Here is a 25,523-nt window from a genome sequence, read left to right as displayed (position 1 = left end):
GCCACCGAACACCGTCCACCAGCCGCCGACGACCCGGCGACCTGCGACTCACACCCGCCGCAGGAAGCAACGACTCCAACACAGACCACTGCTCATCAGAAAGATCCCCACGCCCCACAACGTGATCATCACAGCACGAGGCGTGGATCAGAATCCCGACCTAAAACACGGCCTAGGCCGGGTGGCGCGCAGGAGGCGTTGGGCCCACCTTATGTCCCACCACGCCAGGCATCTGACCGACAGAGCCATAGATACAGCCACCGGCTCGGAGGGCGCGCTCCGTGAGCTGGCTGGGTCGCAACGGCGCAATGTCGTCGGCGCGGGTCCGATGGGTGCTCTCTGTCGTCGCCGTCCACCGGAGCCTCCCTCGTCCAGTGCTGGGGAGTGGCGTTGCTCCCGTCAGTCTCGGTCGCGGAGTCAGTGCTGTCTCAGGCTTGGATGCCGTCCCGTGACGGCGCGTCTTGAAAGAACGCGCGCAGGGGCTCATCGATGGCACGTTTGCAGCTGGCGCAGTCGGCTGCGGCATCAAGACGAGGTGCGAGGTCTTCCGTGTCGATAGGAGTGAGAATGAGCCAGCGAAGGACTGCCTGTCGCACGATCAGCCTGAGTTCGCGTAGTTCGGCCAGCTTCTCACTCTCTTCTTGCTCTATGAGCAGGTCTCCGTGTACGTACTTGGAGCGCGTACTGTAGGCCTTCTGCACTGCGTTCTGGACGAGTTCGCGCAGGCGTGGGGTGGGGAATAGGGCGGCTGTGCGAGTCTGGATTTTTTTACTGATTCCCTCGTGCTTGTCGTTGGGGCTGGCCATCAGGGCTTCGAGCGCGATGACGTAGTCCAGGTGCAGTTCGTCGGCCTCTTGTTCCCATACGCCGTTGTCGCTGTGGGTACGTTGGTAGGCCTGCTGCAGGTGTCGGGCAGCCCGCTCAAGGCGGCGGGCGCGTTTCCTGGGCAGCTTTCGGCCGCTGGTGGCTCCGTCCATGACGGCGTCGATCTTTGCTGTCACTGCGGAACAGAATGCCTGCATCCGCGGTAGATCGGCTGAGGTGACGCAGAAGCCGCCTGCCTCACGAGTTTCAGACTCTTGTGAGATGCCCCGTGTTTCGTAGAGTCCGGCGATCTTGTTTCAGGCGGACTGTGGGGTGTCTTCCTGTTGTTGCCACCAGGCGCGTTCGTACTCGGCGGGCGGTACGTAGTCGAGGGCGGAGTGGAGCCGTTCCTCGTTGTACCAGGCGACCCACTGGAAGATCGCTCGTTCCACTTGGTCGACGTCCCGCCAAGGGCCCTGCATCTCGATCAGCTCGGCCTTGAAGGTTCCGTTCAGGGCTTCGGCCATCGCGTTGTCATAGCTGTCCGCGACCGAGCCGACCGAGGCCGAGGCTCCGATCTCGGACAGCCTCTCGGTATAGCGAATTGATACGTATTGCGACCCGCGGTCGCTGTGATGAATGAGGCCAGAGTCCTTCTTGATCTTCCGTCTCCACAACGCCATTTCCAGTGCGTCCAGAGGCAGTTCGGTTCGCATGTGGTTCGCAACTTGCCAGCCGACGATCATGCGTGAGTACACATCCAGGACGAACGCCACGTACGCCCAGCCCGACCAGGTGCGGACATACGTCATGTCCGTCACCCACAGCTGATCCGGTCGCGAGGCGGTGAAGTCACGGTCGACCAGGTCCGGCGGGCGGGGCGCCGACGGCTCCGGCACGGTGGTCCTCCGCCGCTGCCCGCGGATCACGCCCTCCAGGCCCAGCTCGTCCATCAGCCGCTCGACGGTGCAGCGGGCCACGACGACGCCCTTGCGCCGCAGGGCGCGGGTGATCCGCCGGACCCCATAGGTGCCGCCCGACTCGGCGTGAACCTGCTCGATCAGCCGCATGAGCTGCTCGTCACGGAGCCGGCGCGCCGACTTCGGCCGCTTCTTGCGCGCGTAGTAGGCGGACTCGGACCAGCCGAGCACCCGGCGTACGGGCCCGACCCCGAAGCCGCTGTCCTTCAGGCTGTCGATCACCTGGTCGGCCTCGTCCGGGGACGGTCGAGCTCCTGGGCAAAAAGCGCACTCGCCGCTTTGAGGATCTCGTTCGCCCGCCTCAACTCCGTTACCCCCTTGCGGAGTTGCTTCAACTCGGCAAGCTCGGTACTGGTCAGCCGGTCGTCGCGTTCGCCGGCGTCCGCCTCGGCCTGGCGGACCCAGCCGCGCAGGGCCTCCTTGTGGATGCCAAGGTCCTTCGCGACATGCGCGATCGGACGGCCGGTGGTGCGAACCTCGCGGACGGCCCGCTCACGGAGCTCGTCCGGGTACTTACGTGGTGCTGGCACTGCTCGTGGTTCTCCTTCGGGCCAGGATCATAAGCCTGGCTTCAGGGACTCCACGAAACCGGGGTCAGCTCAGCCGGACCGTGCAGGCCCAAGGCACTCTGCCCGGCCTTTACCGGCTGTTCGGCGTGTGGATGCGGGTGGCAGGGTCCCTGACCAACCAGGCACCGTACTGCTGACCGTCACGCGAGCGTGCCACGGTCAGCGGCTTCCGGCCTGCCTCGCGCACACCGTCGTCATTGGGATGAACCCTACGAGCAGGGGTTGTGCTCGGTGGGCCTGAGCGCTATCAGGTGAGATACGCGCGTCCGGGCCCTTGGAGTGCCGGTCCACCAGGCGTTGAGGCGGTGGAAGTTCATAGCGGTGGCCGTGAGCTGATGCTGTAGCCGAGCCTTGGCCAGGCCGCGATACCGACATTGGCGCAGGCCGAAGGCTCGAACACCTTGAGAGATCGTGCCTTCGACACCGGCCCGGTGTGCGTACTGCTCCCTCCACTCCTGAGTGTCTTCCTGGGCGCGTGCCTGCTGAATCGCCTCATACTCCGCTTGTGGCCGGAGGGTGATCCGACGGCCCATGTCCCATCTGCTGTTGGAACGGGTGCACTGCTCTCTGCTCTTGCAGGGACGGCAGGCAACCGGTGGGAACCGTACTCGGATCACGGCTGCCCCCTCCTGGGAGCGGTCTTCGGCCCAACGGCTGCTGGTCGCGCCGTTGGGACAGGTCACCTGCCGGTTCTCCCAGTCGATGGCGAAGTCCGCCTGGGAGAAGCCGCCGTCCTTGGTCTGCCAGCTGGTGGAGGCGAGGATTGGACCCACCAGATTCACTTTGTGGTTTTGGCAGGCGGTGACCACTTCCCTGGCCGTTGCGTACCCCGCGTCGACCAGGTGGCGGTCGGGCAGGAGGTCGCGCTCGGCAAGGTGAGCGTGAATCGGGGCAACCAGCCGCACGTCCTGGACGGTGGAGTCGGTCGTGGCGACGTGTGTGATCAGGTTTGGGCTGTCCGGCTCGCAGGTCTCGGTGAGGTGGACCTTGTAGCCGTCCCAGAAGATGCCGCGCTTCACGCTGCCCCGGGCGTCAGTGTCGTAGGGCGTGACCAGCCGCTCCGCGCCCGGCGGGCGGTCCTTGAAATGCCGGCGATGGACTTGTCCCTTATCGACGAAGTACTGCTGGATCCACATCTGCCGAAGGGTCTGCACCCGGCTAAGCAGCCGTAGGGACGCAGGGGCGTCCGGGCGGTGCACGGCCTCAAGGAGAGCCAGCCCATCGGTGCCGATCTGCTCGAGCAGCTCCGTCTGCTTCGTCTTTCCCTTGGGCAGACGGGTGTCTTCGAACCGGATCGCGTACCGATCGAACCAGTCGGATGGCACCCACCCTGCCAGCCACTCCGGCTCGTCTGCGGCCACGCTGTTCAATGCAGCCCGGAGCGTCTCACCGAGCCGTACCAGTCCGTTGATCTGCCGGGCGGCGGACAGCACGATCGTGGAGTCCGTGCGCGCACGGCCGCCGGCCTTGAGCAAGCCGCGTTCCACGGCGGCTTCAAGGACCTGGTCCAGGAGCTGGATCCCGGCGTCTCCGGCGATCAGCCGGTCTTGGAACTCGGTGAGCACCGAGTGATCAAAGCCGGGATCGACCAGCTCCAGTCCCAGCAGGTACTTCCAGTCCAGCCGTCCGCGCACGGCGTCCGCGGCCTGTCGGTCCGAGAGTCCCTCGGCGAACTGCATGACCGACACAAGCGCCAGCCTGCCCGGCAACCACGCTGGCTTTCCCCTCACCGGGTACAGCCCGTCGAAGTCTGCGTCCGAGAACAGCTCGCCCAACTCGTCACGGATCCGCATCGCCAGGCTTCCCTTCGGGAACGCAGCCCGGGCCACCCGGGCCGTCTCCTCAGGAACCCCGCCAGCCCTCTTGGCGCGCAGCGACACCCCGACACCCTCCCCAAACGCGATGACGGCCTTCACAACCACAACGGGTCCTGAAGGCCGGCGTCACGTTCAGGCACTGGATTCGCCAACAGTGTCGCTGCAATGCCGGGGTGTGGTCGGCGCATCACCCGCAGATGAACACCGCGGTGGCGCCGTTGGGCAGGTCCTGCTCGTGGCTGCCGCCGGAGAAGATGTTGCTCACCGACCTATGATGCGATCCCGGCCCTCCACCTGCTTGGAGAAGACGCATGACGGTTGCGAGCACCGGCAAAGTGGTCGTGAACAGGGTGATGTCGCTCGATGGGTTCATCGCCGGTCCTGGCCACACAATGGACTGGATCTTCGAGCACATGACGTCGGCGACGTTCCCGGAGGTCATGGCGGCCACGGGCGCCATGCTCATCGGCCGGGGCACGTACGAGGTCGGCAAGCGCATGTCCGACGAGAACACCGGCTACGACGGCGGGGCGCAGTTCGTCCTCACCCACCTCCCGCCCGACGAACCGGACCCCAACGTCACCTTCCTCACCTGCGACATCGAGGAAGCCGTGGCCACGGCACGCCGCGCCGCCGGCGACAAGGACCTGGAGATCCTCGGCGCCGACGTGGCCGCCCAGTGCCTGCAGCGCGGCCTCGTCGACGAGATCCTGGTGTACGTGCTGCCGGTGCTGCTCGGCGACGGCGTCCGCTTCGCGCCGCCGGGCCTCGACCGGATCGACCTGGAACCGTTCAGCAACGTCCAGTCGGGCGGGGTCACCATGCTGCGCTTCCGCGTGCGCAAGTAGGCACGGTCACAGCTACCAGCTTGCACGCTCGCCAACTGAATTGCTCAGTCGCACGGGGACGCGGCGCTCGTGGCAGGCGCCTGGCTACAGCTCGATGTCGAGCCGCTCCACGTCGGTGAACTCCACGCCCAGCCCGTGCGCGCGGCTGTTGTTGGCGCGGAAATACATCTGGGCGAGGCCGTCGGCCGCGATCTGCTGGAGCTGCTGCTCGGTGGCGCCCTGCTCCCGCGCGGTGAACAGCTGGTCCGCGAAGGCGGGTGGCAGCGCCTGGGTGATCTCCTCCCGGGCGGACTCCAGCACTCGCTTGGTCAGCTGCCGGAGCAGCCTGCCCTCCCCAGTCAGCTGCAGGCCCTCCGACCGGGCCCGGTCCACAAGTATCGCAACCAACTGCTCGTCACTCGCCGCCACGGCCTCCGCCCGCCGGCTCGCTGCCCGGCATCTGCTCGATGGTGGTGTCGCTCATCTGGCGTCTCCTTGATCATCGGATCCGCCGATCATTGAACACTCTCGATCGTGGACCTGGGTCGACCAGGCGCCGCATCCCGGGCAGGTGGCGCCGGCCGTGGTGCATTGCGCGTCGACACGCACTATCCCGATATCCGCGTTCACCGACAGCACCGCGACGTCCGCGATCGCCGGGAACAGCAGCTTCTCCAGCCAAAGCACAACCTCTTCCGCACGGACCACGGCCTATTTTCGGGCGACTTCGCATGCCGCTTGGGAAAGCTCAATCGTCACACAGCGTGGCCACTGCACGAAAGCTGAGCCAGAACCCGAGTGCCGACAGCACACGCCCGGGGCTGGGGGCGCGCTGAGGGATCCCCTTGGCCGGCGACGGTGGCCGGGCGCCATCCGCCGAGGAGAATCGCTGCATGCGGATTCTGATCATCACTGCCGGTTCACGTGGGGATGTCGCGCCCTTCACGGGCCTGGGGCGGCGCTTGCTGGACGCCGGCCTTCAGGTCGCCGTGGCCGCTCACGCGTCCTTCGCTGCACTCATCGACGGGTGTGGTCTCGACTACCGGCCTGTGCCGGGAGACCCGCAGGGGCTGATCCGGGACTGGTCCCGGGTGGCGTCGCGGGAGGAGGCCCAGGCGCTGACGAGGGCGTACGCGGACGGGCTCGCCGACGGGGTGGCGGAAGCCGTGGCGGGCGGGGCCGACCTGCTGCTCACGGCCTCCGGCCCAGCGCCGCTCGGCCGGACGGCCGGCGAAGCGCTCGGCATCCCTGTCATCGGCACCTACCTCGTACCGGCTTTCGCCACCGGAGCATTCGCGCTGCCCAACGCACGCAGCACCGCCGGCGGCCCGGGGCCGGAGGGCAACCTCGCCGCAGGTCGGGACGTGGTGCGGCGCGCGGAAGGGGTCTTCGCGGGCGCCGTGACCCGGCTGCGCGCCCACCTCGGGCTGCCCGGCGCCGGCGCGTCATCGTCATCGGGGGAGATCCGGCCGGTCCTCCACGGCTTCAGCCCCTTGGTGGTGCCGCGCCCCGGGGACTGGCCGTCGCGGGTCGAAGTATCGGGTTACTGGTGGCCCGCGCGGCCGGACGGGTGGCGCCCCCCGGCCGAACTGGTCGACTTCCTCCAGGCCGGTCCGCCGCCGGTGTTCATCGGGTTCGGCAGCATGGCGCCAGGGCAGGGGGAACGGCTCAGTGAGCTGGTGGCTGCGGCTGTAGGGCAGGCGGGGGTGCGTGCGGTGGTGCAGGCGGGGTGGGCCGAACTGAGTGGCTGGGGCGACGACGTCCTGGCCATCGGCGACGTCCCGCACGACTGGCTGTTCCCTCGCACCGCCGCCGTCGTCCATCACGCCGGGGCGGGTACGACCGGAGCCGGACTGCGGGCCGGAGTGCCCGCTGTGGCCGTTCCCGTCATGGCCGACCAGCCGTTCTGGGCGTCTCGGTTGTACGAGCTGGGGGTCGCCCCCCGGCCTGTGCCGTTCCAGGACCTGACCGCCGAAGCTCTCAGGGACGCGATAACGGCCTGCCTGTCCGAGCCGGCCCACCGACGCCGCGCGACCGAACTCGCTCACCGCATCACAGCAGAGGACGGCGCCGCCGCGGTGCTCACCCACATCGGCTCAGGGGGCGCCGGGTGAATCCGAGGAATGCTCCACCACCGTGCTGCGGAGCCAAGCCGTCCGAGGCACTCCGCCGTATCCAGTGCTGCCGAAACTCGCGAACAACTCGAACGCCACCGTCCCTCGGACGCCTCCCAAAAGTCGTGGACAAATGCTGCCTGAAGTCGTGAACGAAGCCACCCCACCCCTGCTCTGTTCCCAAGTCTGCTTGTCCGGGACGATTTGTCTGCCCGTGCAGCGATCCGTACGACCCTTGATGGTGCGGGAGCGCGGGGCGCGCCTACGGCAGGGGGGTTGCATGTGCCGTAGCGGCATGTGGTCCAGTAGGCGGCGAGCTCGACATTGAGAGGTTCCCGCGCATGCCCCTTCCTGCGATTCCCCGCCGGGTCAAGATCGGTGACGCCGCCGCGTTCGCCGGGACCACACCCCGCGCCATCCGCCACTATCACGCCATCGGGCTCCTCCCCGAACCCGAACGCGGCAGCGACGGCCGGCGTCGCTACGTATACGACGACATGATCCGCTTGCTGTGGATCCGCAGGATGGCTGAGGCGGGTATCTCCCTGGACGACATCCGGGCCGGCTTTGAGGGCGTCACCGGCATCGAGCAGTCCCTGGCCCGGCTGGAGGAGTCCCTCGTCTCCAAGGCGGCCGCCGTCGAAGCCCAGCGGGCCGCCGTGCACCGCCTCCGCGAGGTGGGCAGCCCCCTGGGCCTGCTCTCACCGCTGGTCAGTGGCCGCCTGCATGATCTGCCGCCCGGGTCCCTGCGCCCGGCCGATCTCGATACCCTTCTGGTCACGGAGCGTATCTTCGGCTCCCTGGGCGCCGCCTTCCAGGCCAACCGGTTCATCGTCCTGGCCACCCACCCCGAGCTGCGGGCCGAGGAAGACCGCCTGGCCGAGGCCGAGGCGGCCCTGGACGACGCCGTGTCCCCCGACGATCCCCGCATCGAAGACCTGGCTGTCCAGCGGTGTGCTCATGAGACCGCCTTGGGAGCCACCATCGACAGCTCCGGCCTGGACGAGGCCCTCGACGGCCTCCTGGACCAGGAGGACGAGCACGCCGGCGAGGAGGAAGGCGAGGCGAGGATGAGCCCGATGGAGGCCATCGGCAAGATGCCGTACGGCTTCTCCCCGGCCCGCGTCCGGTACGAGGAACGTGTCATCGAACTGCTTCACCCGGCCGATCAGGGCGGCGACACCCCACGGACCTGCTGACAGGAATCGACGCTCGGGGCGAGCCCGGCAAGAGCAGCCCGGAATGGTGCAGCACGAACGTAACCGCGGTGCCTCCGGCGGCCGTTGGGCACTAGGTGAAGAGAGCCGAAGAGCACGCCTGCCCGCTTGTCCACCAGTGCCGTCTGCCACTGTCCACGCGCACCGTCAACCACCTCGCCGGTCCGCTGCGGCGCCGTTTCTGACGGCTATCCGGTCCCGGTGGCGGATCCTGCCGCCCGGGAAGATCGCGGTGATCGCCCTGGCCGTACTGCGCCACGACCAGCGCCTGGCCGACATGGCCGGCGGCGACAACATCTCCGAGTCCACCGTCCGGCGCTGGCGCGACGAGGCGATCGGACTGCTCGCCGCACAGGCCCCGCGCCTGGACCGCGCGTGCAAGAAGAACGCCCGGCAGGGTGGGGAGGTCGTCCTGATCGACGGCACCCTCATTCCCACCCAGCGCCGCACCGGGAAGGCCGACCGCAAGAACTACTCCGGCAAGCACCGCCACCACGGCCTGCACTTCCTCGCCCTCACCGTCGAACGGGCACCGGTCGAGCACGGATTCGCCCACCTCAAGAACTGGCGAATCCTCGCAAAACTCCGCACCGGCCCCGCCCACGCCACCCAAATCCTGCGCGCCCTGCTCGTCCTGACGAACCTCGAAGTCAACCGCTGACGGACGATCTTCTCCGCAGACTCCCGCCCACGACCAGCACGAGCACCCCGGAACACGGTCACACCAGCCCCGCTGACCAGCGATTTTCAGGTTGGCCGAGGCTCACTCCCCCACCGCACCGGTGCACCGGGGTGGAGTCCACCCGATGTGCACCACCGTGGTCTCCACTATCCGGATGGACTCCACTCCCTACCCAGCCGCCGAGCCGCGCCCGAGGGCGCGGTGCAGTTCACCGTGCCCACTCATCCCTAGCGGGCGGCCCCGCACGGAGCGCCACGGGTTCGGCCGGCCGCCGGGGTACTGCCGAGAGCGGGAGCGGCGTCGGTCCGGCGGCGGCTTCGGCGACGGGTACAGCGCCGCGCGCAGCCGGGCCGCGTCGGCGAGCTGCTCCAGGCGCTCGCGCTGCTCCGGCGAGAGGTGCGGCGGGGTCGGGTGGACCATCGGGCCTCCGTGCTTCGGTGGGTTCGCTCCACTGCACCATCGCTGTCTGCGTGGCCTGCGTGGCCGCTCGCGCGGTCCTCGTCCCGACAGGCACTCCGGCGACTTCGCCCGTCGTCCCATGAGATGGGCACGAGCTGCGGACCCTCGCGGACGCGAACGCGTCGGCGCCCACGGACATTTGGTCCGTGGGCACCGGTGCGATCAGCGGTCGGCGGTCAGCTCGCTTTCATGCCCTGGAGGTCACTGAGCGACAGCTCGTTCGTGCCACGGTCCGCCGCCTTGCTCTGTGTCCACGCGAGGATCGCCGGGTGGGCGTCCTCGTACAGGGCGCCGGCGATCGTGTGCTGCCCGTCGGTGGTGGCTACCTCGGCGAGGTAGGCGGCCAGGGCGTGCGGGCCGCCGCCGCTGTACCCGATCTCGTAGCCCAGGGCGTTCCTCTGCGGAAGGAGCGAGAGCACGCCCTTGTCCGTCCGGGCCCAGAACAGACTGCGGCCTGTGTAGAAGCGGCTGAAGACGTCGTCCGGGCGCAGTTCGAGCGGGGCGTACGTCGTGTAGCTCCACTGGTCCGTGCCGCCGGTGCCCGCGTGCTTGAAGTGTTTGCCTACGACGGGCAGCCCGAACTCGGGGTCGTAGAAGGTCCGGCGGCACAGGCAGTGCGGCTGCCACCCACCTTGGTAAGGACCGCTCCTGGGTGACCAGTCAGCTCGCCCTTATCACTCTTCCCGGGGGAGATTCAGGCTCTGCTCGGCGCCGGAAAGATGGCTGAGCGATGGGCGACAGCTCGCCCGGCGGCTCAAGGAGAACCCCGCTCTTGATGCCGCCGTCCTGGTCTCTCTCTGGAAGGACATCAAGGCGCAGGAGGCAGCCGAGCGGGAGGAGAAGAAGAGGCTGCACCGCGCCGCCAGAGAGGGCCGGGTGTTGTCCGCGGACAACACGAAGACTCCGGCCCGGGGACCGCAGTGCGATCTGGAGGCGCCCGCGAGGCCTGTGCCGCGCTGCGGGCACACAGCGGAAGAGGCGTACCCCGGGCAACAGCCCGGGGTACGCCCTTCTGCGGCGCCTGCTGTCAGGAGGAGCGGACCTGGATCTCACCGATGCCCGAGCCAAGGCTTGAGCAGTGCGCGGTCGACTGGCCGGAGTCGCCCGGCTCGAGGCGGATGTGTTCACCGTCCGCGTCGGACGACCAGCCACAGATCAGGTGGACCCAGAAGGTGATGGGCTCGCTCCCGACGTTGGTGCACAGCGCCCAGCCGGTGTAGTCGTCGATGTTGTGCTTGCCCTTCTCGCACGAGAGCCCGTGAGGGTCCGCGGCAGGGGCGGCCACCGCGGCAGGCGCCGCGACGGACAGAGCGAGGGAGAAGGCTGCGGACACGGCGAGGGCGGCACGCACAGCAACGCCCGCCTTCCTGTTGTTCTTCAAAGCGTTTCTCTCCGTGAGGTCGGACGACTTCCTTGTCCCACTCTTCCGCCACCAAACCGGACTAAAACTACGCTCGGCTTCACCGTCCGTGAGCGAAAGGATTCGGCACGCCGGGAGAAGGCACACTCGGCCCTGTGGAAGTCAAGGACACGCTGCTCGACGTCCTGGACGGCGCCGGTGGAGGTCGCGACGGCCGGAGCCGCCGTCGCTGTCGCCGACAACGTCCGCGCCCCTTACGCCGACGCCAGCGCGACCGTCAACAGCAGCGGAGGCATCCAGAACTCGAAGGGCGTCGAGAAGGTCACGCGCCTGGGCACGGGGGAGTACTGCGTCACCTTCACCGACCCCCCGGTTCGACCCGTCCAAGGTCCTACCCAGCGTCAGCTTCCTCCGGTGGGGACGAAGCGGCAGCTACAGGTGGAGCAGCGACAGCGACGCCAGCACCCACTCCGCAAGGGTGTTCTCGTACGGCATGAACGGCAACAACAAGGAAGACGAAGCCGACGTCGATGCCGGTGACGTACTGGCCGCGATGGACGATGAAGCCGTTCTCCGCTGCGTCCTCGCCGGGCCTCCACGGGGTCCTCGTGCCCTGCGGCCGTCCGCTCAACCCGCCGCAGTCACCCGATCGGTGGCCATGCTGAGAGGGTTCAGTGTGTCGGCGAGTGCCAGCATCGAGTTGCAGCCTCGCGCCCGTCGCAGGGTGCTCGGCGGGGTGAGCGGCCGCCCTGAGCGTGAGCCCATTCTCATACCGGTATAGTTTTACCGGTATAGTTATTGGAAGCACGTGAGAGGCCTCATGATCGAGATTTTGAGCCGCCCCATGCTCGACAGGGCGAGAGAGACCGGCGCGTTGGTCGGTGACATCCTGCAGAACCTGAAGAGGCGCAGCACGGTCGGCACAAACCTCCTGGACATCGACCGGTGGGCCAAGGAAATGATCATCGAGGCGGAAGCGCAGTCCTGCTACGTCGACTACGCGCCCTCCTTCGGGCGCGGCCCGTTCGGCCACTACATCTGCACGGCCGTCAACGACGCCGTACTTCACGGACGGCCCCACGACTACACACTGGCCGACGGTGATCTTCTGACGCTCGACCTGGCCATCTCCAGGCGTGGAGTGTCCGCAGACGCCGCTATCAGCTTCCTCGTGGGAAAGGCCAGGCCCGCAGACAGCGTCGCGATGATCGAGACGACCGAGCGCGCGCTCGCCGCAGGGATCGATGCCGCCAAGCCAGGGGCGCGCATCGGCGACATCTCCCACGCCATCGGAACGGTCCTCCGTGAAGCGGGCTACCCCATCAACACCGAGTTCGGTGGTCACGGCATCGGCTCGACCATGCACCAGGACCCGCACATAGCGAACACCGGACGGCCCGGCCGTGGATACACACTACGCCCCGGATTGCTGCTCGCGCTGGAGCCCTGGGTCATGGCCGACACGGCCGTCCTCGTCACCGATCCCGACGGCTGGACGCTACGCAGCGCAACAGGGTGCCGGACTGCGCACAGCGAGCACACCATCGCCGTCACCGACGACGGAGCTGAAATCCTCACCGTGTCCGGACAGACACGGCCGTGAGGGCTCAAGCGTAAGTGGCAGTCCCCAAGGGGTCGCTGCAGCCGGGCAGACCGACTCTCGGTATCCATGTCCGTTCAACCCGACGAGGCGCGGCTGCGGCCGCCGCGACGTGTGGCCGGTGATCCGACACCGTCCCTGCCACTACCGACCAACTGCTGCGGCCACGTCTACGGACGCGGCCGCAGCAAGGGCCGGCTCAAAGCTCGGACCGCATGATGGCCGCGACCCGGCCGTACAACGCCGCATCACGTCCGGGCCGCCCGCGCAGCACGGTGCCACGTTCACCCTGGTCAGGCCCACCATCTGCGGAGTCAGGCTGGCCGAGCTCGCCGAGGTGGACTTCGACAGGGTCTACGCCGTGAGCGTGAGGGCGCTTCTGTATCGCACAGCTCGCGCTGCCCCGTCTGCGTGACGGGTCCGGATAGCCAACATCTCCGGCCTCGCGGCCACCCTCGCATTCCCCGGAGTTGATCGCCTACAGCGTGGCCAAGGCAGCTTCGGACGCTTTTACCCTCGCCGTGGCTGACAATTCGGACGCCGGCGGGATCACCATCAACTCCGTGGCCCCAAGCGTCGTCCTCACCAGGAACAGTCAACCAGCACCGGGCGCGTGCCATCGCTGCGCTTGGTCCGGTACGGCGCCGACCTGGCGTGCCTGCACGTTCCAGGACAGTGCGGACGGACGCGACGTCGGGCTGGCGACTGCATCCGTTCACTCACGCGGCAGATAGAACTCCCGGTTCAGCGAGCAGAACACGGTGTCGGCGGCGGCAAGGACGCTGACCGCGACCTGCTGGTTCGCCTGCCTGCCAACCGCTCCGCAATACGGACGGGCCACCCCCACCGACGCTGTGCCGCGCTTGGGGAACGGCACGTCGTCGACCACTCACACCTCGGGCGTGGTCGCCTCGGTCAGCCGCTGGGCAATTCGCTGCCTGACGGGAAGCGGGTCCTGCGGTGACTGGTCCACGAACTGTTCCAGGGCTGCATCTTCCCGTCCGGCAGCCGCCCGGCCATCCGCTGCATCGATGTGAGCCGGCCGTCCGGCATCAGACCCCCAGATGACACGCACCCCACCGCCGCTGATCCCGCCGCGGCACCGCGGCGAACACATCGGCAACCAGAGAAGGTGCCACCATGAGGTGAGATCCCCCGACGTAACGAAGCGCTACGAGGGCCATGATGCCGCAGGCCCGCGGGCGCCGGATGTCGTTTCGTCGTTCTCCGAACATCACGTGCGGGCACCTCACGGGGACTGCGCCCCGTGCCAACCGTGGGCACACGTTTCGGCCTCGGTCGGGATCAAGCGGTTCTGAGCCGTCCGCTGCCGAGCGAGGTACGGAAGGTATGCTCCGGGCGCGGGGCGACACGAGTTCTCGGGTGGAGCTGATGGGGAAGTCGGGCTGGGATGTCATCGTCGTGGGGGCGGGCTCGGCCGGCTCGGTGCTGGCGGCTCGTACCGCCGCCCGGGGAAAGCGGGTGCTGTTGCTCGAGGCGGGCCCCGACTGTCGCTCGGCGGAACTGCCGGAAGCCTGGCGGTCACCGAACCCCATGGTCGCTCTGTCGAACCTCGCTACCTCGGCGAGCATGCTCTGGTGGGACGTGACCTCGTCGCGGACAGACAAACAGCCACCCCTTCTGTATGCGCGGGGCCGGGGAGTCGGAGGCAGCTCGGTCGTCAACGGCCAAATCGCTCTCCGACCTCCGATGGAGGACTTCGAGGACTGGGCCCGCTGCGGCTGCGAGGGCTGGGCACCCCACGACGTCATGCCGTACTTCGTCAGGCTCGAGGACGACGAGGTGTTCGGAGACTTGCCCTATCACGGCCGCGGCGGCCCGACTCCCATCCACCGCACACCACAGACAGCCTGGGGCTCCGTGGACCGCGCGCTGGTCGAAGCATCCCTCGCCGCTGGCTTCCTGTGGGAGGCGGACGCCAACGCACCAGCTGCTTGCGGCGTATCCCCATACCCGATGAACTCGCGTGACGGGCGGAGGGTCAGCGTCAACGACGGTTACCTTGAGCCCGTGCGTGACTTGGAGAACCTCACCGTCCGAGGTGACGCCCTCGTGGACACGGTGGTCTTCGAGGGACAACGCGCCGTCGGCGTCCGCGTGGTCATCGACGGACGGCCGGTTGTTGAGTACGGGGACGAGGTGGTCCTGAGCGCGGGATCGGTCCACTCCCCTGCCGTTTTGATGCGTTCGGGCCTCGGCCCCGCTCAGCGGCTGCGGGCCCTGGGGATCGAGGTACGGCAGGATCTCCCGGTGGGACTCGGTATGCAAGACCATCCGATCACCCTGCTCTCCTTGCCGCTACTGTCAACACATGCCATCTCCTCCCCTCACGACCGGCACACCAACGTCTGCGTGCGGTGGTCGAGCGTCAGCGGAACGCATAAGAACGACCTGCTCCTCATCGCACTCAATCAGGATGTCTGGGCCATGGCCGCAGGCAACGCCGGGACACGGGCAGGGGCGCTCGGCGTCATCCTGAACAAGGCCCACTCGCGCGGGCACCTCACTCTCGTGTCGACCGACCCCTCCGTCCAGCCGCGGATCGCCGAACGGATGCTTTCCGATGAGCGCGACCGGTCGGTGCTGCGCGAGGGCGTTCGCACCGTCGTCGAAGTGAGCGGCCACGAGGGCATCTCCCGTCTGTTGTCCCAACCTCTGCGGGAGGCCAACCAGCCACTGTTCGACGCCTTGTCGAGCAACCGCGCTCTGGACGACTACCTGCTGTCCACCGTCGCAGACGCCCAGCACGGCACGAGCACGTGCCGGATGGGCGCGCCCGACGCCGCAGGCACGGTCGTCGACTCCTCATGCCGAGTCTTGGGAACCGAAGGGCTGCGTGTAGTGGATGCCTCCGTTTTCCCCTCAGTGCCTCGAGCGAACACGAACCTGGCGACAATCATGTTGGCGGAGCGCATGTCGGACCGGCTTGATGACTGACGGAGGAGGAACGTGGCTTCGCTCCGGGTTGGTACGGTTCGGCCAGGGTACGATCCCGCCGTCTGGCCCAGGCCACCGCGGTCGCTGAACACGGCCAGTGCAACGGCGTCCTGCCCGATGTGGGGAAGCCGCGAGCAGAGTCGCGGGCCTGGTCGGGGCTGAAGGGCTCGAACCAGTCCGCGGCGGTCAGGTTGGCAAGGCCGAGGCTGTATGACCAGTCACCGGACACGGCGCCCCCACCCGCTCACGCGCACGTACGGGCCCTTGCCGCCCCGAGTTCCCTTCAGCGAACTGCACGCCGCTGTCCAGGCTCTCGGGCACACCGTCGCACTCGACACGGACCATACGTCGGGCGACATGAACTGCTACCGCGTGTCCCGCTCCGCAGCCCGCATCCACGTCATCGCCTGCCCCGCCACCTGCGTATCTGGAGACCCGGACGAACGGGCACCAGGAAGGCGACATCTGGTCCATCGACGTATGGTGACCGGCCCTCCGAGGCGCCCTGGGACAGCGGCGCCACAGCGGCCGGGATTTGGCCAACTATCCGTTGGCGAGCCCCGGCCGGGAGCGGTCAGTCATCGATGGGCGGGACGGCCCGCAGCCCGCCGGCGGGGGCCTGTGAGGCGTCACCGTCGTCCGCGACGATCCGCAGGATGTCGTCGACGAGCTGCTGAGGGTGGGCGGTCCCCACGTCGTGCTCAGGGTTTCGAAGACGTCGTAGACGAAGGAGCCGTCGGACAGCTCCCGTTCGTCAGACTCCCGGGTGAGCGAACACTGCGAGTCGCCACGGTGAAAGTTGTACTTCTGGTCGTCGATCAGGATCGTGACGTCGCAGCCGCACCCGAACCCGTCATCGGGGCCCTCGAACTCGCCTTCCTCATGGCGCCGGTTCAGCGTCCCGCCCGGCCGTGCTGCTCGGCGAGGAGCGCCGCGACGGCCACCACGGTCTCGTGGCCCTCGGCCGGCCTCGGAGCGGAGGCCGGCGCGACGTGGCGCGCGCGCACGGTGGTGGAGGCGTGGCGGGCGGCAAGGCCGTGGATCTGCTCGGACACCGACCGCAGCGTGGCCAGGGCATCACCGAGGTTCGCCGGCTTCCCGGACCAGCAGGGGCGGGCATCTGCGTCGCGCGGCCGCGCCCGGCGATCCGCCCGAGCGCGGACCCGAGCTCCCCGAGTGCGTCGGCGGTGTGCTGGAGCTGGACGAAGAGTGCGGACGCGACGGTCGCGGCGTCCTGCGGGGTGTACAGGGCCCACGGGCTCGACAGGGCCGTCACCACGGTCTCGGCAGTCTCTGCCGCCGCACACGCCATCTCCACCGTGTCCCGGGGATCGCACATGCCGCACTCGACGGCGGTCCGGGCCTCCGAGACGAGGCCACTGGGCTCGGCGGCGGCCCTCTCGTACAGGGCGCTGAAAGGGGTGCCGGCGCCCCAGCCGGCTGCGGGCGACTGGTGGGTGAGCATGGCCGGATCCTTCCAGACCTGTATGCGACCACCGCCGAAGCCGTCCTCGTTCCGCCGACGAGCAGCGGACGGTGGGTGCCGCGCGGCACAGTACGGGGATGAACGCGCCATCAGACCGCCTGGGCCTGCCCGCCCGCCGACGCCGCCACGCGCGGCTGATCGCCGCCCTGGCCACGCTGATCGGTGCCTGCGCCGAAGCGGCGGGCGCCGTGTACCAGCCGATCGCCGCCGCCTCGCCCGGCCAGGAGGCCGGGGAGGGTCGGGCGACGAGCAGATCCCGCTGGAGGTCTTCAAGAACTGCTCGCTGCGCATCGACGGACTGGAGGCCCGTCTCCGCTGCTGAAGAATCGATAGAGCAACGGTTTTCAAGAGGGTGCTGCATGACGGGGGCACTGGGTGGATGACCTGCCCGTTTCCCGGTCCCCGGGCCCGTCGTGGCCCTCGGGTCCACGCCTGGTCCACTGGCTCCTGGGGCCCAGGAACGCTCGTAGGAGCTGTCCGATGGGTCGTGTGACCGAGAATCGCGCACATCCGTCTTGGGCAGTTGAGGTCGAGCCTCACCTCACGTTGGCCACTTCGACCGTGATCTGCTGGCCGTCCAACTGGGTGTCGTTCAAACCTTCGATCGCTGCTTCGGCTTCCCGTGCCAGACTCATGGTGACAAGCGCGAAACCCCGGGACTGGCCAGTGTCGCGGTCACGCATGACGGCGCTGTCCAGAACATGGCCGAAATCTGAGAAAATCGTCCGCAGGGTGTCATCCGTTGTCTCCTGCGCCAGATTGCCAACCCGCAGTGTCGCGCTCATGGTCATTCTCCCTAGTCGATGAACGCCCCGGAGGGGCTCAACGACCGCACGTCCCGATAAGTGGGACGCGTCGGCTGGTGCGAATCACCGCATGAATGCCCGGCGATACGCATGGAGATGCCCTAGTCACTCGAAAGCGTGACTCGCCCCCCTTTGGCGAACAGGTGAGAAGCCATTGCGCGACTCATCAGGACGGACGGGAATCCGCTCAGGACCCACTGCGGGGCTCACGAAACAAGCCGCCAGGCGCGGCGTCGCACGACCCATCGGACAGGGCCTTGAGGCCAGGCGCGGCGAGCTGCTGGAGCTTGTCGGCGGCGAGCTTCGCGCACCTCGGCGTGATCGTGTGGTCGGCGATACCACCGCTCCGGGCCCATGGCATCGCACGGACGGACATGTAAGCATCCGCTGGTTGTGAAGGCGGAAGATCCACGTTCGGGTGATGTTTCTGAGCCCTAATAGGACTCCGTTAGGTCTTTCGGTCGGTGGTGTTCAGCGGCATGGCGGGCATGTGGACGCACTTGAAGTGAACCGTGCTCGGGCGAAGTTGGCGCTATTCGTGGCGGACGTCTTCGCGTCGTTACCGCGCAAGGACCAGCGGGCCAAGGGCGACTGCTATCTGAGGGGACTGATGGTGGACGGGCGGCGCAAGTCCGTCCAGGGCATGGGCCTCGCGGCTGCCGGACGGCAACGAGCAGAACCTGCAGCACTTCGTGAACCAGTCGACCTGGGATCCGGTGCCGGTGCGGCGGCGGATCGCGCAGCGGATGGTGCCGCTGATCGGCCCGGACGCCTGGGCGGTCGACGACGTGTCGTTTCCCAAGGACGGGAAGATGTCGGTCACTGTCGCGCACCAGTACTGCGGGGCCTTGGGCAAGCAGGCGAACTGTCAGGTGGCGGCCAGTGTGCACACGGTCACCGATGCCGCTTCCGTCCCGCTTCAGTGGCGGCTGTTCCTGCCCAGGGAATGGGACGGCGACGCCGAACGCCGGCGTCGCTGCCGGGTGCCCGATGAGGTCGGGCACCGGGAGAAGTGGCGCCTGGCCCTGGACGTCTTCGACGAGCTGGCCGGGTGGGGGCTGGTTCCGCTGGTGGTGGCCGATGCCGGTTACGGGCAGGACGCCGACTTCCGCGACGGCCTGTGCCAGCGGGGCATCGGCTATGTCGTGGCCGTCCGTTCGGACGCGGCCGTGCACCCGCACAACTCGCAGCCCACCGCTCCGGCGTGGTCCGGCACCGGCCGCAGGCCGCGGCCCCGCTACTGCGGCCGGCCTGGGTCCGGTCCCGCCGCCTGGCCCAGGCCGCCGCCACCGTGCAGGAGAGTTCGTGGGACGGCGTCCTGCCCGAGGCCACGCTGCTGGTCCAGTGACCCGAAGGCGCCCAGGCACCCACCGGATACTGACTGTCCCTGTCCAGCCTGCCCGCTGACACCCCGATCGCCGAACTGGTCCGTCTGGGAATGATCCGCTGGCGTATCGAGCACGACTACCGGGAACTCAAGCATGGCCTCGGCCTGGACCACTTCGAGGGACGTTCCTGGGCCGGGTGGCATCACCACGTCACGCTGGTCACCGCCGCCCACGCGTTCCTCACCGAACAGCGTCTGGTCCCAAAAGCCGATACAGCGGACTCACCCTCTACCAGATCCTCGACACCATCCAGGACCTGCTGAACTGCTGGACCGGCACCTGTACCACCTGCCACCAGCCCCTGCCCAGAACATCGGCCACCAGTCCAAACCCAAGAGCCATTGCAACCCGACGGGGTGCTACTGGGAGGGTGAGGTGTCTGCGGCGGTCCCGTTGAGCTCGATCATGGTGCCGTCCGGATGCCACAGCACGGCATGGAGTTCTTCGTCAGCGGTGATGGATTCGCCGACGATGACGCCTGCGTCGTTGATTGCGTACGCCCGGCTCTTCACGTCTCCGGGGAGGAGGCCGAGGTCGGTGGGGGTGCCGTCGGCCGTCCAGCGTACGGCGCGGACCGTGCCGTCGCTGTGCTGGGCGCTGCCGACGGTCACGCCGGAGTCGTTGATGTCCTGGGCTGTGGCATGGGCTCCGCCCAGGGTGCGCAGGATGGTGGCTGTGCCGTTGGTGTTCCAGCGTACGGCGTGTCCGTCGGGGTCGGGGAAGTCGCTGTCGTCGGACTTTTTGGAGGTTGACTCGCCGACGATGACGCCGGCGCCGTTAATGGCGTGCGCGGCGGCGCTGACCGTACCGGGCGGCAGGGAAAGCTCGCGGACCGTGCCGTCGGTGTCCCAGCGTACGGCGCGCCCGGTGAGATCGCCGGGGCCGGACTGGCCGACGATGACGCCGTCGTCGTTGATGCCGAACGCCGTGCTGGACTCGTCAGTGCGCAGCGTGCCGAGGTCCGTGACGGAGCCGTCCGTGTGCCAGCGCACCGCGTGCGTCGTGCCCTGTTCTGTGGCCGAGGTGCCGACGGCGACGCCCGAGGCGTTCATGTCCTGCACCAGGCTGAAGGCCCCGCCCAGCGTCTTCATCTCGCTGACCTCGCCCGCGACCGACCAGCGCAGCGGCAGGGACGGGATCTCCTCGGTCGCCGCCATACCGGCGAGTTCACCGGTGTCGTTGATGACCTGCGCCGCGCTGTCGATGCTGCCGGCGGGCGCGGTCAGCGGCACGGCGGGCGCACCGTCGGGCCACAGCACGGGGTGAAGCGCCCCGTCCGTGGCGATCGCGGAACCCACCGCCGTACCGTCCCCGTTCAGGTCGAGGGCGCTGCTCTCCCGGCCGGCCAAGCTAACCGAACTGGCGGCATCCGGCACATGCTCGGATGGCGAGCGGGAGACGGACGGACCGTCGCCGTCGCCGTCGCCGTCGCCGTCGCCGTCGCCGCACGCAACCGGGACGGCCAGTAGCACGGTCAGGCACAGAATGCGCCTTGACAACCGTGCAACCGGGACGGCCAGTAGCACGGTCAGGCACAGAATGCGCCTTGACAACCGCAGGAGCCCGTCGGCACGTCTCCCTGCATGAGCCGATCGCGTCACCATCTCGCCCATGCGCTCCCCCGCCCACGCCTTCTGACGTCTGTATCCGACCGGATGAGCCCTGGCCGTTCTGGTTCCGTACCCGGGGCGGCGTGCCAAAAAACGGAAAGGGGCAGCTGGCGACCATGGACTCGTAGTCTCGGGTGGGCCGGAAACACTGCCCGGTACGGCAGGCCGTACTTCGGCGCGAGGCCCGCATCCCGACGCGAGGAGAAGCCCGCATGGCATCCCAGGAAGTCCGAGCCGGGGCACATCCGGGACTCCACGAAGCGGGGTCAGCTCAGTCCGGGCTGCTGCGTAGGCGGTCGGGTCCGTGGCAGGCGACGCGCAGCGTCTCCAGCCCCCGCACTCAGAGCGGATACAGGCACCACTCGCTCGACAGGCGACAGGGCGAGCGCCCTACCTGAGTTGCGTCGGCTCCTCGTTTTCGGTCAGGCGCACGAGGTGCTTGGAGTCGTCCCACAGTTGTGCTGCGAGCCGCTCGTCGTAGGAGAGCCGCGCGGAGCGCACGGGCGAGAAGGCCCCGTCGTTCGCCTGGAAATACATGCCGGATGCCTCAGCAAAGCCAGGGTCCGCGGCGAGTGCCGCCAGCGAGGCGCCTGAGAACTCCACGTCGGACGTGATGACGCCCATGCGTTTCGAGACCCACTTGAATGCGGCTGCCTTCGAGACCCACTGCACTGGCTTCGGCATCCCCCGCAGGAACCCGGTGCCAGGCACTGCTCCCGGGTCGAAGGCGATCGAGGACACCGAGCTGTGGGCCCTGCGGAGCCGGCGGTCCAACTCGTAGGCGTACATCACGGTGCACAGCTTGGAGGTGGAGTAGCGCTTGCCGGCCGACAGTTCCTTGCCGCCGTCCTTTCCGTTGGTGGCCAGCATGACGGCGTCCGGCTCCACGACGGTACCGACCATGCGGCCGTCGACGGTGTCCGGATCGTGAGTGCCGCTGGCGGTGTAGATGACGCGGCCCTTCTCGGAAAGGCTCGGGAACAACAGCTCGACGAGGAGGAAGTGGCCCAGGCAGTTGGTCGCGAAGGTCGTCTCGTATCCGTCGGAGGTGTAGGAGATGTCGCCGTCGAAGCGACCGCCGGCGTTGCAGACGATTGCGTCGAGCCCGGAGACCGCACCGGAGTCGAGCTTCGCACGCAATCGGGTGGCGGCTGTCCTGACCGAGGCGAGCGACGAGGTGTCGAGGATCAGCGGTGTCACGGACACGCTGTGCCGCGCGCTCAGCTCGTCGACGACCGGTCGCATGCGTTCCATGCTGCGGCCTGCGAGGACAAGGTCGATGTGCTGTGCGGCGAGCGTCCGCGCCGCGGCAAGGCCGATGCCCGAGTGGCCACCGGTGATCAGTATCGAGGTCATGGCCGTTTCTCCTGGGGTGCGATGTGCTGGATGGCGGGCGACGGCGTGAGACGGGTGCCCGGCGGAGTGAGAGACCCAGAGGCCCGCACCGCGTGGTCGGCGGCGTGAGGTGGCCGGGAGACGGGTCGCGACAACGGAAGCGGCGGGGTGCCCCGCTCTCTGATCGCGCTGTGGGGGCGCCACGGCCGCGTCTTCGCCGGCCCGGCCGCTTCAGGATTGCGGACTGAGGGTGCTTGTGCCAGGGACAGGCTGTCCGTGGCTGGCGGCTATCCGGAAAGGGGGCGGCGAAGGTCTACTGGAAACATGATTGATCGCATCGGCCTTGCTGATTTCCTCCGCCGTCGCCGGGAACTGCTGCGTCCGGCCGACATAGGTGTGCCCGACGGCGTACGGCGGCGTACGCCGGGCCTGCGGCGCGATGAGGTGGCCAAGCTGGCGAGTATCTCCACGGACTACTATGCCCGGCTGGAGCAGTGCCGTGGAGCAAACCCCTCCGAGGCCATCGTGGCCTCGCTGGCCCGTGCGCTGCGCTGTGATCCCGACCAGCGCGACCACCTGTTCCACCTGGCCGGGTTCTCAGCCCCGGCCCGTTACTCGGCTGGGTACGTGCGGCCCGGGCTGATGAGTCTGCTGGATCGGCTCGGCGACATCCCGGCCTGCGTCGTCAGCGATGTGGGAGAGGTGCTGTGGCAGAACACCGTCGCCGCGATCACTCTGAGGTGGAACGCTGGGCACTCCGCCAGCCGCTCGGCGAACATCGTGTGGCGGTGGTTCACCGAGCCTGCCCTGCGCACCTACGTCCCGGAGGAGGACTGGCCACGGCATTCGCAAGCGCACGTCAGTGATCTGCGGGCCACCTCCGCGCGGCGCGGGGGTGATGCCGACGTCACCGAACTGGTCGACGGCCTGGTGGCGCACAGCGAGGAGTTCCGTGCTCTGTGGGAACGCCACGAGGTGGCGGTGCACCGCTTCGACCAGAAGAGGTTCCTGCACCCCGAGGTCGGCGTTCTGCACTTGACCTGCGAGGTCCTGCTCTCACCCGAAGCGGACACCAAGGTTTTGGCGTTCCTCCCCACCGAGGGCACCGACGCACGCGAAAAGCTCGCGCTTCTGCGGACGATCGGGACGCAGGACTTCCAGACGTCCGATGCCCGATGACCCGCCACACCGGCCACGCTCGAAGGACCCCCGGAGCCGAGGGACAAGGGGCTCTGTCCTGACAATCCCCCAGCGGCGCCTCACACTGGTCATGTACGCCGATCCCCCCGCTGGTGTCCTGCGTCTTTGATTCGTACAGGCCGGTCTCGGCGAGGCAGCCCTCCATGAGGTCGCTGTGGTACTGGACGTCCCGTAGGCCGCGACGGATGCGCTGGACGAGGCGCTCAGGTGTGGAGAAAGCGACGTGGGAGGAGCCTTGCTTGCAGCCCTGCGCACGCGGCCTCGACCCCCGCCGAAGGAATCTGGTCCCTCCTGCGACGCGGCGTCGCTACTGAGACCGCACTCGTGACGTCGCGGGATGCTCAGGCGGGTCTGATGGCCGGTAGCTGGTCAGCCAGTCCCGGACCGCGGCCCACTTCCTCAGGTCAGCGGCCTTGTGGACGTCGATGCCGCGAGGGCGTGTCGGCGTTACCGGAAATTTCGGCCGCGCTGGATTGCCGGCGAGGGTCGGGGCCTGTGGCTCTGGTTCGCCGTCACGGACGAGGAGGTGTACGCAGCCCGTCGATGAACACGGTGACCAGGCGCTGGTTGTAGGCGAAGTCGTCCTCGCCGGGCACGGCCTGGCACAGCAGGGCGACGGCGTGCAGGACATCGCGGGCGCTGATGTCCTCGCGGACTCCTCCGACCGCGGCCGCAGAGGTGAGGATGTCCGCGAGGGTGGGCTCGAGTCGCTCCAGGAAGTAGGCGTGCAGCCCGCTGTAGGCGGGATCGCCGGAGTGCATCGCCTCGGCCAGGCCCCGTTTGGTGCCGACGAACTCGGTGTACCGATGCACCCACCGATCCAGGGCGACCACCGGGTGATGGCTGGCGAGGAGAGCGGGACCCGCGTCCGCGCAGGCGTCGATCTCGTGCTGCAGGACGGCGGCGACCAGTGTGGCGCGGCGCGGGAAGTGACGGTAGAGGGTGCCGACCCCGACGCCGGCCAGGTCGGTGATCTCCTTCGCGGGCGCGTCGACCCCGGAGCGGGCGAAGACGGTCTTGGCGGCTTCGACGAGGGCGCCGAGGTTCCTGCGTGCGTCGGCGCGGGGGCGCCGTCCACCTGAGGCAGTGGAGGAGGCCCGGGCGGATACGGGGCGCTGGGACATGTCGGCAGTCTAGCCGCGGCCAGTGGTAATCCGGAAAGGCTTTCCGTATAGTCCGAAGCGGAAAAGCTTTCCGCTTCGGCTCAGGTCCGTTCCTGACGCCGTCGCCCTTCCGTTCCTGTTCCCTCCAGCGCATCTGGGAGACTCGCCATGCAGTACCGCCCCCTTGGCCGCACCGGCATCAAGGTCAGCCCCTACGCCCTCGGGACCCTGATGTACGCCACCCGAATGGGCAACGAGCCCCAGGAGTCGGCGCGCATCATCCACAAGGCACTGGACGCGGGGATCAACTTCCTCGACACGGGGGACGCCTACGGCGACTCCGAGGAAGTGGTCGGCGAGGCGCTGAAGGGACGCCGTGAGAACGTCGTCCTGGCGACGAAGTTCGGCATGCCCGCCGGGGAGGACCCCAACCAGCGCGGCACTTCACGGCGCTGGATCATCAAGGCCGTCGAGAACTCGCTGCGCCGGCTGCAGACGGACTACATCGACGTCTACCAGATCCAGCGCCTGGACCCCACGACGGACTTCGAGGAGACCCTCTCCGCGCTCACCGACCTGATCCGCAGCGGCAAGGTCCGCGTCATCGGTTCCTCCACCACGCCCGCCTCCGACATCGTCGAGGCCCAGTGGGTGGCAGAGCGGCGTGGCCTGGAGCGCTTCCGCACCGAGCAGCCGCCCTACTCACTGCTCAACCGCAGCATCGAGCGTGAGGTCCTGCCCGTCGCACAGCGATACGGCATGGGCGTGATGGTCTGGGGCCCCCTCGGCCAGGGAATGCTCACCGGCCGGGTGCGCAGGAACCAGGAGAACAACCTGGTCCGTGCACGCTTGTTCAAGCACCTCAGCGACGAACGCCGTATCGAGGTCGTCGAACGGCTCCTCCCCCTCGCCGAGGAGGCGGGCATGTCACTGACGCACCTCGCTATGGCCTTCACCATCACCCATCCCGGCGTCACCAGCGCTTTGGCCGGCGCCCGCACCCTGGCTCACCTCGACGATCTCATCGCAGGCTTCGACGTCCAGCTCAGCGACGACATCCTCGACAGGATCGATGAGATCGTGCCGCCCGGCACCGATGTCGGCACCCTCGACCAGGACTACGTGCCTGAAGCCCTGCAGAACTCGCACCTGCGCCGCCGTCCCGGCACCGAGCGTGCGGCCGCCTGAACGAGCCGAGTGAAGGAAAG

General features: G+C 68.3%; 25 protein-coding genes and 1 pseudogene. 11 read left to right on the top strand and 15 right to left on the bottom strand.

Annotated features, from left to right (window positions below; all coding sequences use genetic code 11):
* Positions 1–428: 428 nt before the first annotated feature.
* The 4 genes from KUM32_RS30435 to KUM32_RS44035 form a co-directional block, all read right to left on the bottom strand.
* Positions 429–1,001 carry a HEPN domain-containing protein gene (locus tag KUM32_RS30435; protein ID WP_217145174.1) on the bottom strand — a complete coding sequence of 191 codons (573 nt, stop codon included), beginning with the start codon at positions 999–1,001 and terminating at the stop codon, positions 429–431.
* Between the two features lie 120 nt (positions 1,002–1,121).
* A protein-coding gene (locus tag KUM32_RS30430; protein ID WP_374227572.1) for an IS3 family transposase occupies positions 1,122–2,314 on the bottom strand; the annotation gives its coding sequence in 2 pieces (ribosomal slippage) (positions 1,122–2,050 and positions 2,050–2,314; 1,194 coding nt in all).
* Positions 2,315–2,562: 248 nt separating this feature from the next.
* Entirely contained in the window at positions 2,563–4,233 is a 1,671-nt protein-coding gene (locus KUM32_RS30425) for an IS1182 family transposase (RefSeq protein ID WP_217145187.1), read from the bottom strand.
* A 124-nt stretch (positions 4,234–4,357) separates the two neighbouring features.
* Positions 4,358–4,621, bottom strand: a complete 264-nt coding sequence (locus KUM32_RS44035) for a hypothetical protein (RefSeq protein WP_254406368.1) — start codon at positions 4,619–4,621, stop codon at positions 4,358–4,360.
* Between KUM32_RS44035 and KUM32_RS30420 the strand changes: the two genes are divergently transcribed.
* Entirely contained in the window at positions 4,524–5,018 is a 495-nt protein-coding gene (locus tag KUM32_RS30420) for a dihydrofolate reductase family protein (RefSeq protein WP_308408753.1), read from the top strand. The genes KUM32_RS44035 and KUM32_RS30420 overlap by 98 nt on opposite strands.
* Positions 5,019–5,102: 84 nt before the next feature.
* Here KUM32_RS30420 and KUM32_RS44030 read toward each other — a convergent pair whose 3' ends face one another.
* Complete coding sequence (locus KUM32_RS44030; protein WP_254406353.1) at positions 5,103–5,426, bottom strand: hypothetical protein; 324 nt, start codon at positions 5,424–5,426, stop codon at positions 5,103–5,105.
* A gap of 51 nt (positions 5,427–5,477) precedes the next feature.
* Positions 5,478–5,684 (bottom strand): hypothetical protein, encoded by a 207-nt coding sequence (locus KUM32_RS30405; RefSeq protein ID WP_217145172.1) that lies wholly within the window; start codon positions 5,682–5,684, stop codon positions 5,478–5,480.
* Positions 5,685–5,890: 206 nt separating this feature from the next.
* Between KUM32_RS30405 and KUM32_RS30400 the strand changes: the two genes are divergently transcribed.
* The 3 genes from KUM32_RS30400 (at position 5,891) to KUM32_RS30390 (ending at position 8,989) form a co-directional block, all read left to right on the top strand.
* Positions 5,891–7,111: a glycosyltransferase gene (locus KUM32_RS30400; RefSeq protein ID WP_217145171.1), complete on the top strand. Its 1,221-nt coding sequence runs from the start codon at positions 5,891–5,893 to the stop codon at positions 7,109–7,111.
* Between the two features lie 341 nt (positions 7,112–7,452).
* Positions 7,453–8,310 (top strand): MerR family transcriptional regulator, encoded by an 858-nt coding sequence (locus KUM32_RS30395; protein WP_217145170.1) that lies wholly within the window; start codon positions 7,453–7,455, stop codon positions 8,308–8,310.
* 250 nt (positions 8,311–8,560) lie between these two features.
* Positions 8,561–8,989: a hypothetical protein gene (locus tag KUM32_RS30390; protein ID WP_254406352.1), complete on the top strand. Its 429-nt coding sequence runs from the start codon at positions 8,561–8,563 to the stop codon at positions 8,987–8,989.
* Between the two features lie 189 nt (positions 8,990–9,178).
* Here KUM32_RS30390 and KUM32_RS30385 read toward each other — a convergent pair whose 3' ends face one another.
* From KUM32_RS30385 to KUM32_RS30375, 3 genes are all read right to left on the bottom strand, one after another.
* Complete coding sequence (locus KUM32_RS30385) at positions 9,179–9,430, bottom strand: hypothetical protein (RefSeq protein WP_217145169.1); 252 nt, start codon at positions 9,428–9,430, stop codon at positions 9,179–9,181.
* A 215-nt stretch (positions 9,431–9,645) separates the two neighbouring features.
* Positions 9,646–9,888, bottom strand: coding sequence for a hypothetical protein (locus KUM32_RS44025; RefSeq protein WP_254406351.1), 243 nt, complete (start codon positions 9,886–9,888; stop codon positions 9,646–9,648).
* 608 nt (positions 9,889–10,496) lie between these two features.
* On the bottom strand, positions 10,497–10,850 hold the full coding sequence (locus KUM32_RS30375) for a hypothetical protein (RefSeq protein ID WP_374227571.1): 354 nt from the start codon (positions 10,848–10,850) through the stop codon (positions 10,497–10,499).
* A gap of 799 nt (positions 10,851–11,649) precedes the next feature.
* Between KUM32_RS30375 and map the strand changes: the two genes are divergently transcribed.
* Positions 11,650–12,432 (top strand): type I methionyl aminopeptidase, encoded by a 783-nt coding sequence (map, locus tag KUM32_RS30370; protein WP_217145168.1) that lies wholly within the window; start codon positions 11,650–11,652, stop codon positions 12,430–12,432.
* A 482-nt stretch (positions 12,433–12,914) separates the two neighbouring features.
* Positions 12,915–13,163, top strand: coding sequence for a hypothetical protein (locus KUM32_RS45470; protein ID WP_374227573.1), 249 nt, complete (start codon positions 12,915–12,917; stop codon positions 13,161–13,163).
* Here KUM32_RS45470 and KUM32_RS45465 read toward each other — a convergent pair.
* Positions 13,145–13,318: a transposase gene (locus KUM32_RS45465; protein WP_374227570.1), complete on the bottom strand. Its 174-nt coding sequence runs from the start codon at positions 13,316–13,318 to the stop codon at positions 13,145–13,147. The genes KUM32_RS45470 and KUM32_RS45465 overlap by 19 nt on opposite strands.
* Positions 13,319–13,821: 503 nt before the next feature.
* On the opposite strand from KUM32_RS45465, the gene KUM32_RS30355 reads away from it, so the two are divergent.
* Positions 13,822–15,387: a GMC family oxidoreductase gene (locus KUM32_RS30355; protein WP_217145185.1), complete on the top strand. Its 1,566-nt coding sequence runs from the start codon at positions 13,822–13,824 to the stop codon at positions 15,385–15,387.
* 893 nt (positions 15,388–16,280) lie between these two features.
* Here the strand turns inward: KUM32_RS30355 and KUM32_RS44020 are convergent.
* The gene (locus tag KUM32_RS44020; protein ID WP_254406350.1) at positions 16,281–16,442 is read right to left on the bottom strand and encodes a hypothetical protein; all 162 of its coding nucleotides are present in this window, start codon (positions 16,440–16,442) and stop codon (positions 16,281–16,283) included.
* A gap of 967 nt (positions 16,443–17,409) precedes the next feature.
* The gene (locus tag KUM32_RS30345) at positions 17,410–17,658 is read right to left on the bottom strand and encodes an RNA-binding protein (protein WP_217145166.1); all 249 of its coding nucleotides are present in this window, start codon (positions 17,656–17,658) and stop codon (positions 17,410–17,412) included.
* A 442-nt stretch (positions 17,659–18,100) separates the two neighbouring features.
* Here KUM32_RS30345 and KUM32_RS30340 point away from each other — a divergent pair.
* Positions 18,101–19,121: pseudogene (locus KUM32_RS30340) on the top strand (IS701 family transposase).
* On the top strand, positions 19,118–19,330 hold the full coding sequence (locus KUM32_RS45460; protein WP_374227569.1) for a hypothetical protein: 213 nt from the start codon (positions 19,118–19,120) through the stop codon (positions 19,328–19,330). The pseudogene KUM32_RS30340 and the gene KUM32_RS45460 overlap by 4 nt, the downstream one beginning before the upstream one ends.
* 96 nt (positions 19,331–19,426) lie before the next feature.
* Here KUM32_RS45460 and KUM32_RS30335 read toward each other — a convergent pair whose 3' ends face one another.
* On the bottom strand, positions 19,427–20,365 hold the full coding sequence (locus KUM32_RS30335) for a DUF3466 family protein (protein WP_217145165.1): 939 nt from the start codon (positions 20,363–20,365) through the stop codon (positions 19,427–19,429).
* Positions 20,366–21,067: 702 nt separating this feature from the next.
* Complete coding sequence (locus KUM32_RS30330) at positions 21,068–22,033, bottom strand: SDR family NAD(P)-dependent oxidoreductase (RefSeq protein WP_217145164.1); 966 nt, start codon at positions 22,031–22,033, stop codon at positions 21,068–21,070.
* Between the two features lie 303 nt (positions 22,034–22,336).
* Here KUM32_RS30330 and KUM32_RS30325 point away from each other — a divergent pair, with 303 nt between their 5' ends.
* The gene (locus KUM32_RS30325; protein WP_217145163.1) at positions 22,337–23,191 is read left to right on the top strand and encodes a helix-turn-helix transcriptional regulator; all 855 of its coding nucleotides are present in this window, start codon (positions 22,337–22,339) and stop codon (positions 23,189–23,191) included.
* Positions 23,192–23,724: 533 nt separating this feature from the next.
* Here KUM32_RS30325 and KUM32_RS30320 read toward each other — a convergent pair.
* Positions 23,725–24,336 carry a TetR/AcrR family transcriptional regulator gene (locus tag KUM32_RS30320; protein ID WP_217145162.1) on the bottom strand — a complete coding sequence of 204 codons (612 nt, stop codon included), beginning with the start codon at positions 24,334–24,336 and terminating at the stop codon, positions 23,725–23,727.
* A gap of 147 nt (positions 24,337–24,483) precedes the next feature.
* On the opposite strand from KUM32_RS30320, the gene KUM32_RS30315 reads away from it, so the two are divergent.
* Entirely contained in the window at positions 24,484–25,503 is a 1,020-nt protein-coding gene (locus KUM32_RS30315; RefSeq protein ID WP_217145161.1) for an aldo/keto reductase, read from the top strand.
* Positions 25,504–25,523 lie beyond the last annotated feature (20 nt).

Source organism: Streptomyces sp. AC627_RSS907, from assembly GCF_019049165.1.
The sequence above is the reverse complement of the archived record's forward strand: the minus strand, read 5'-3'. Positions and strand labels throughout refer to the sequence as shown.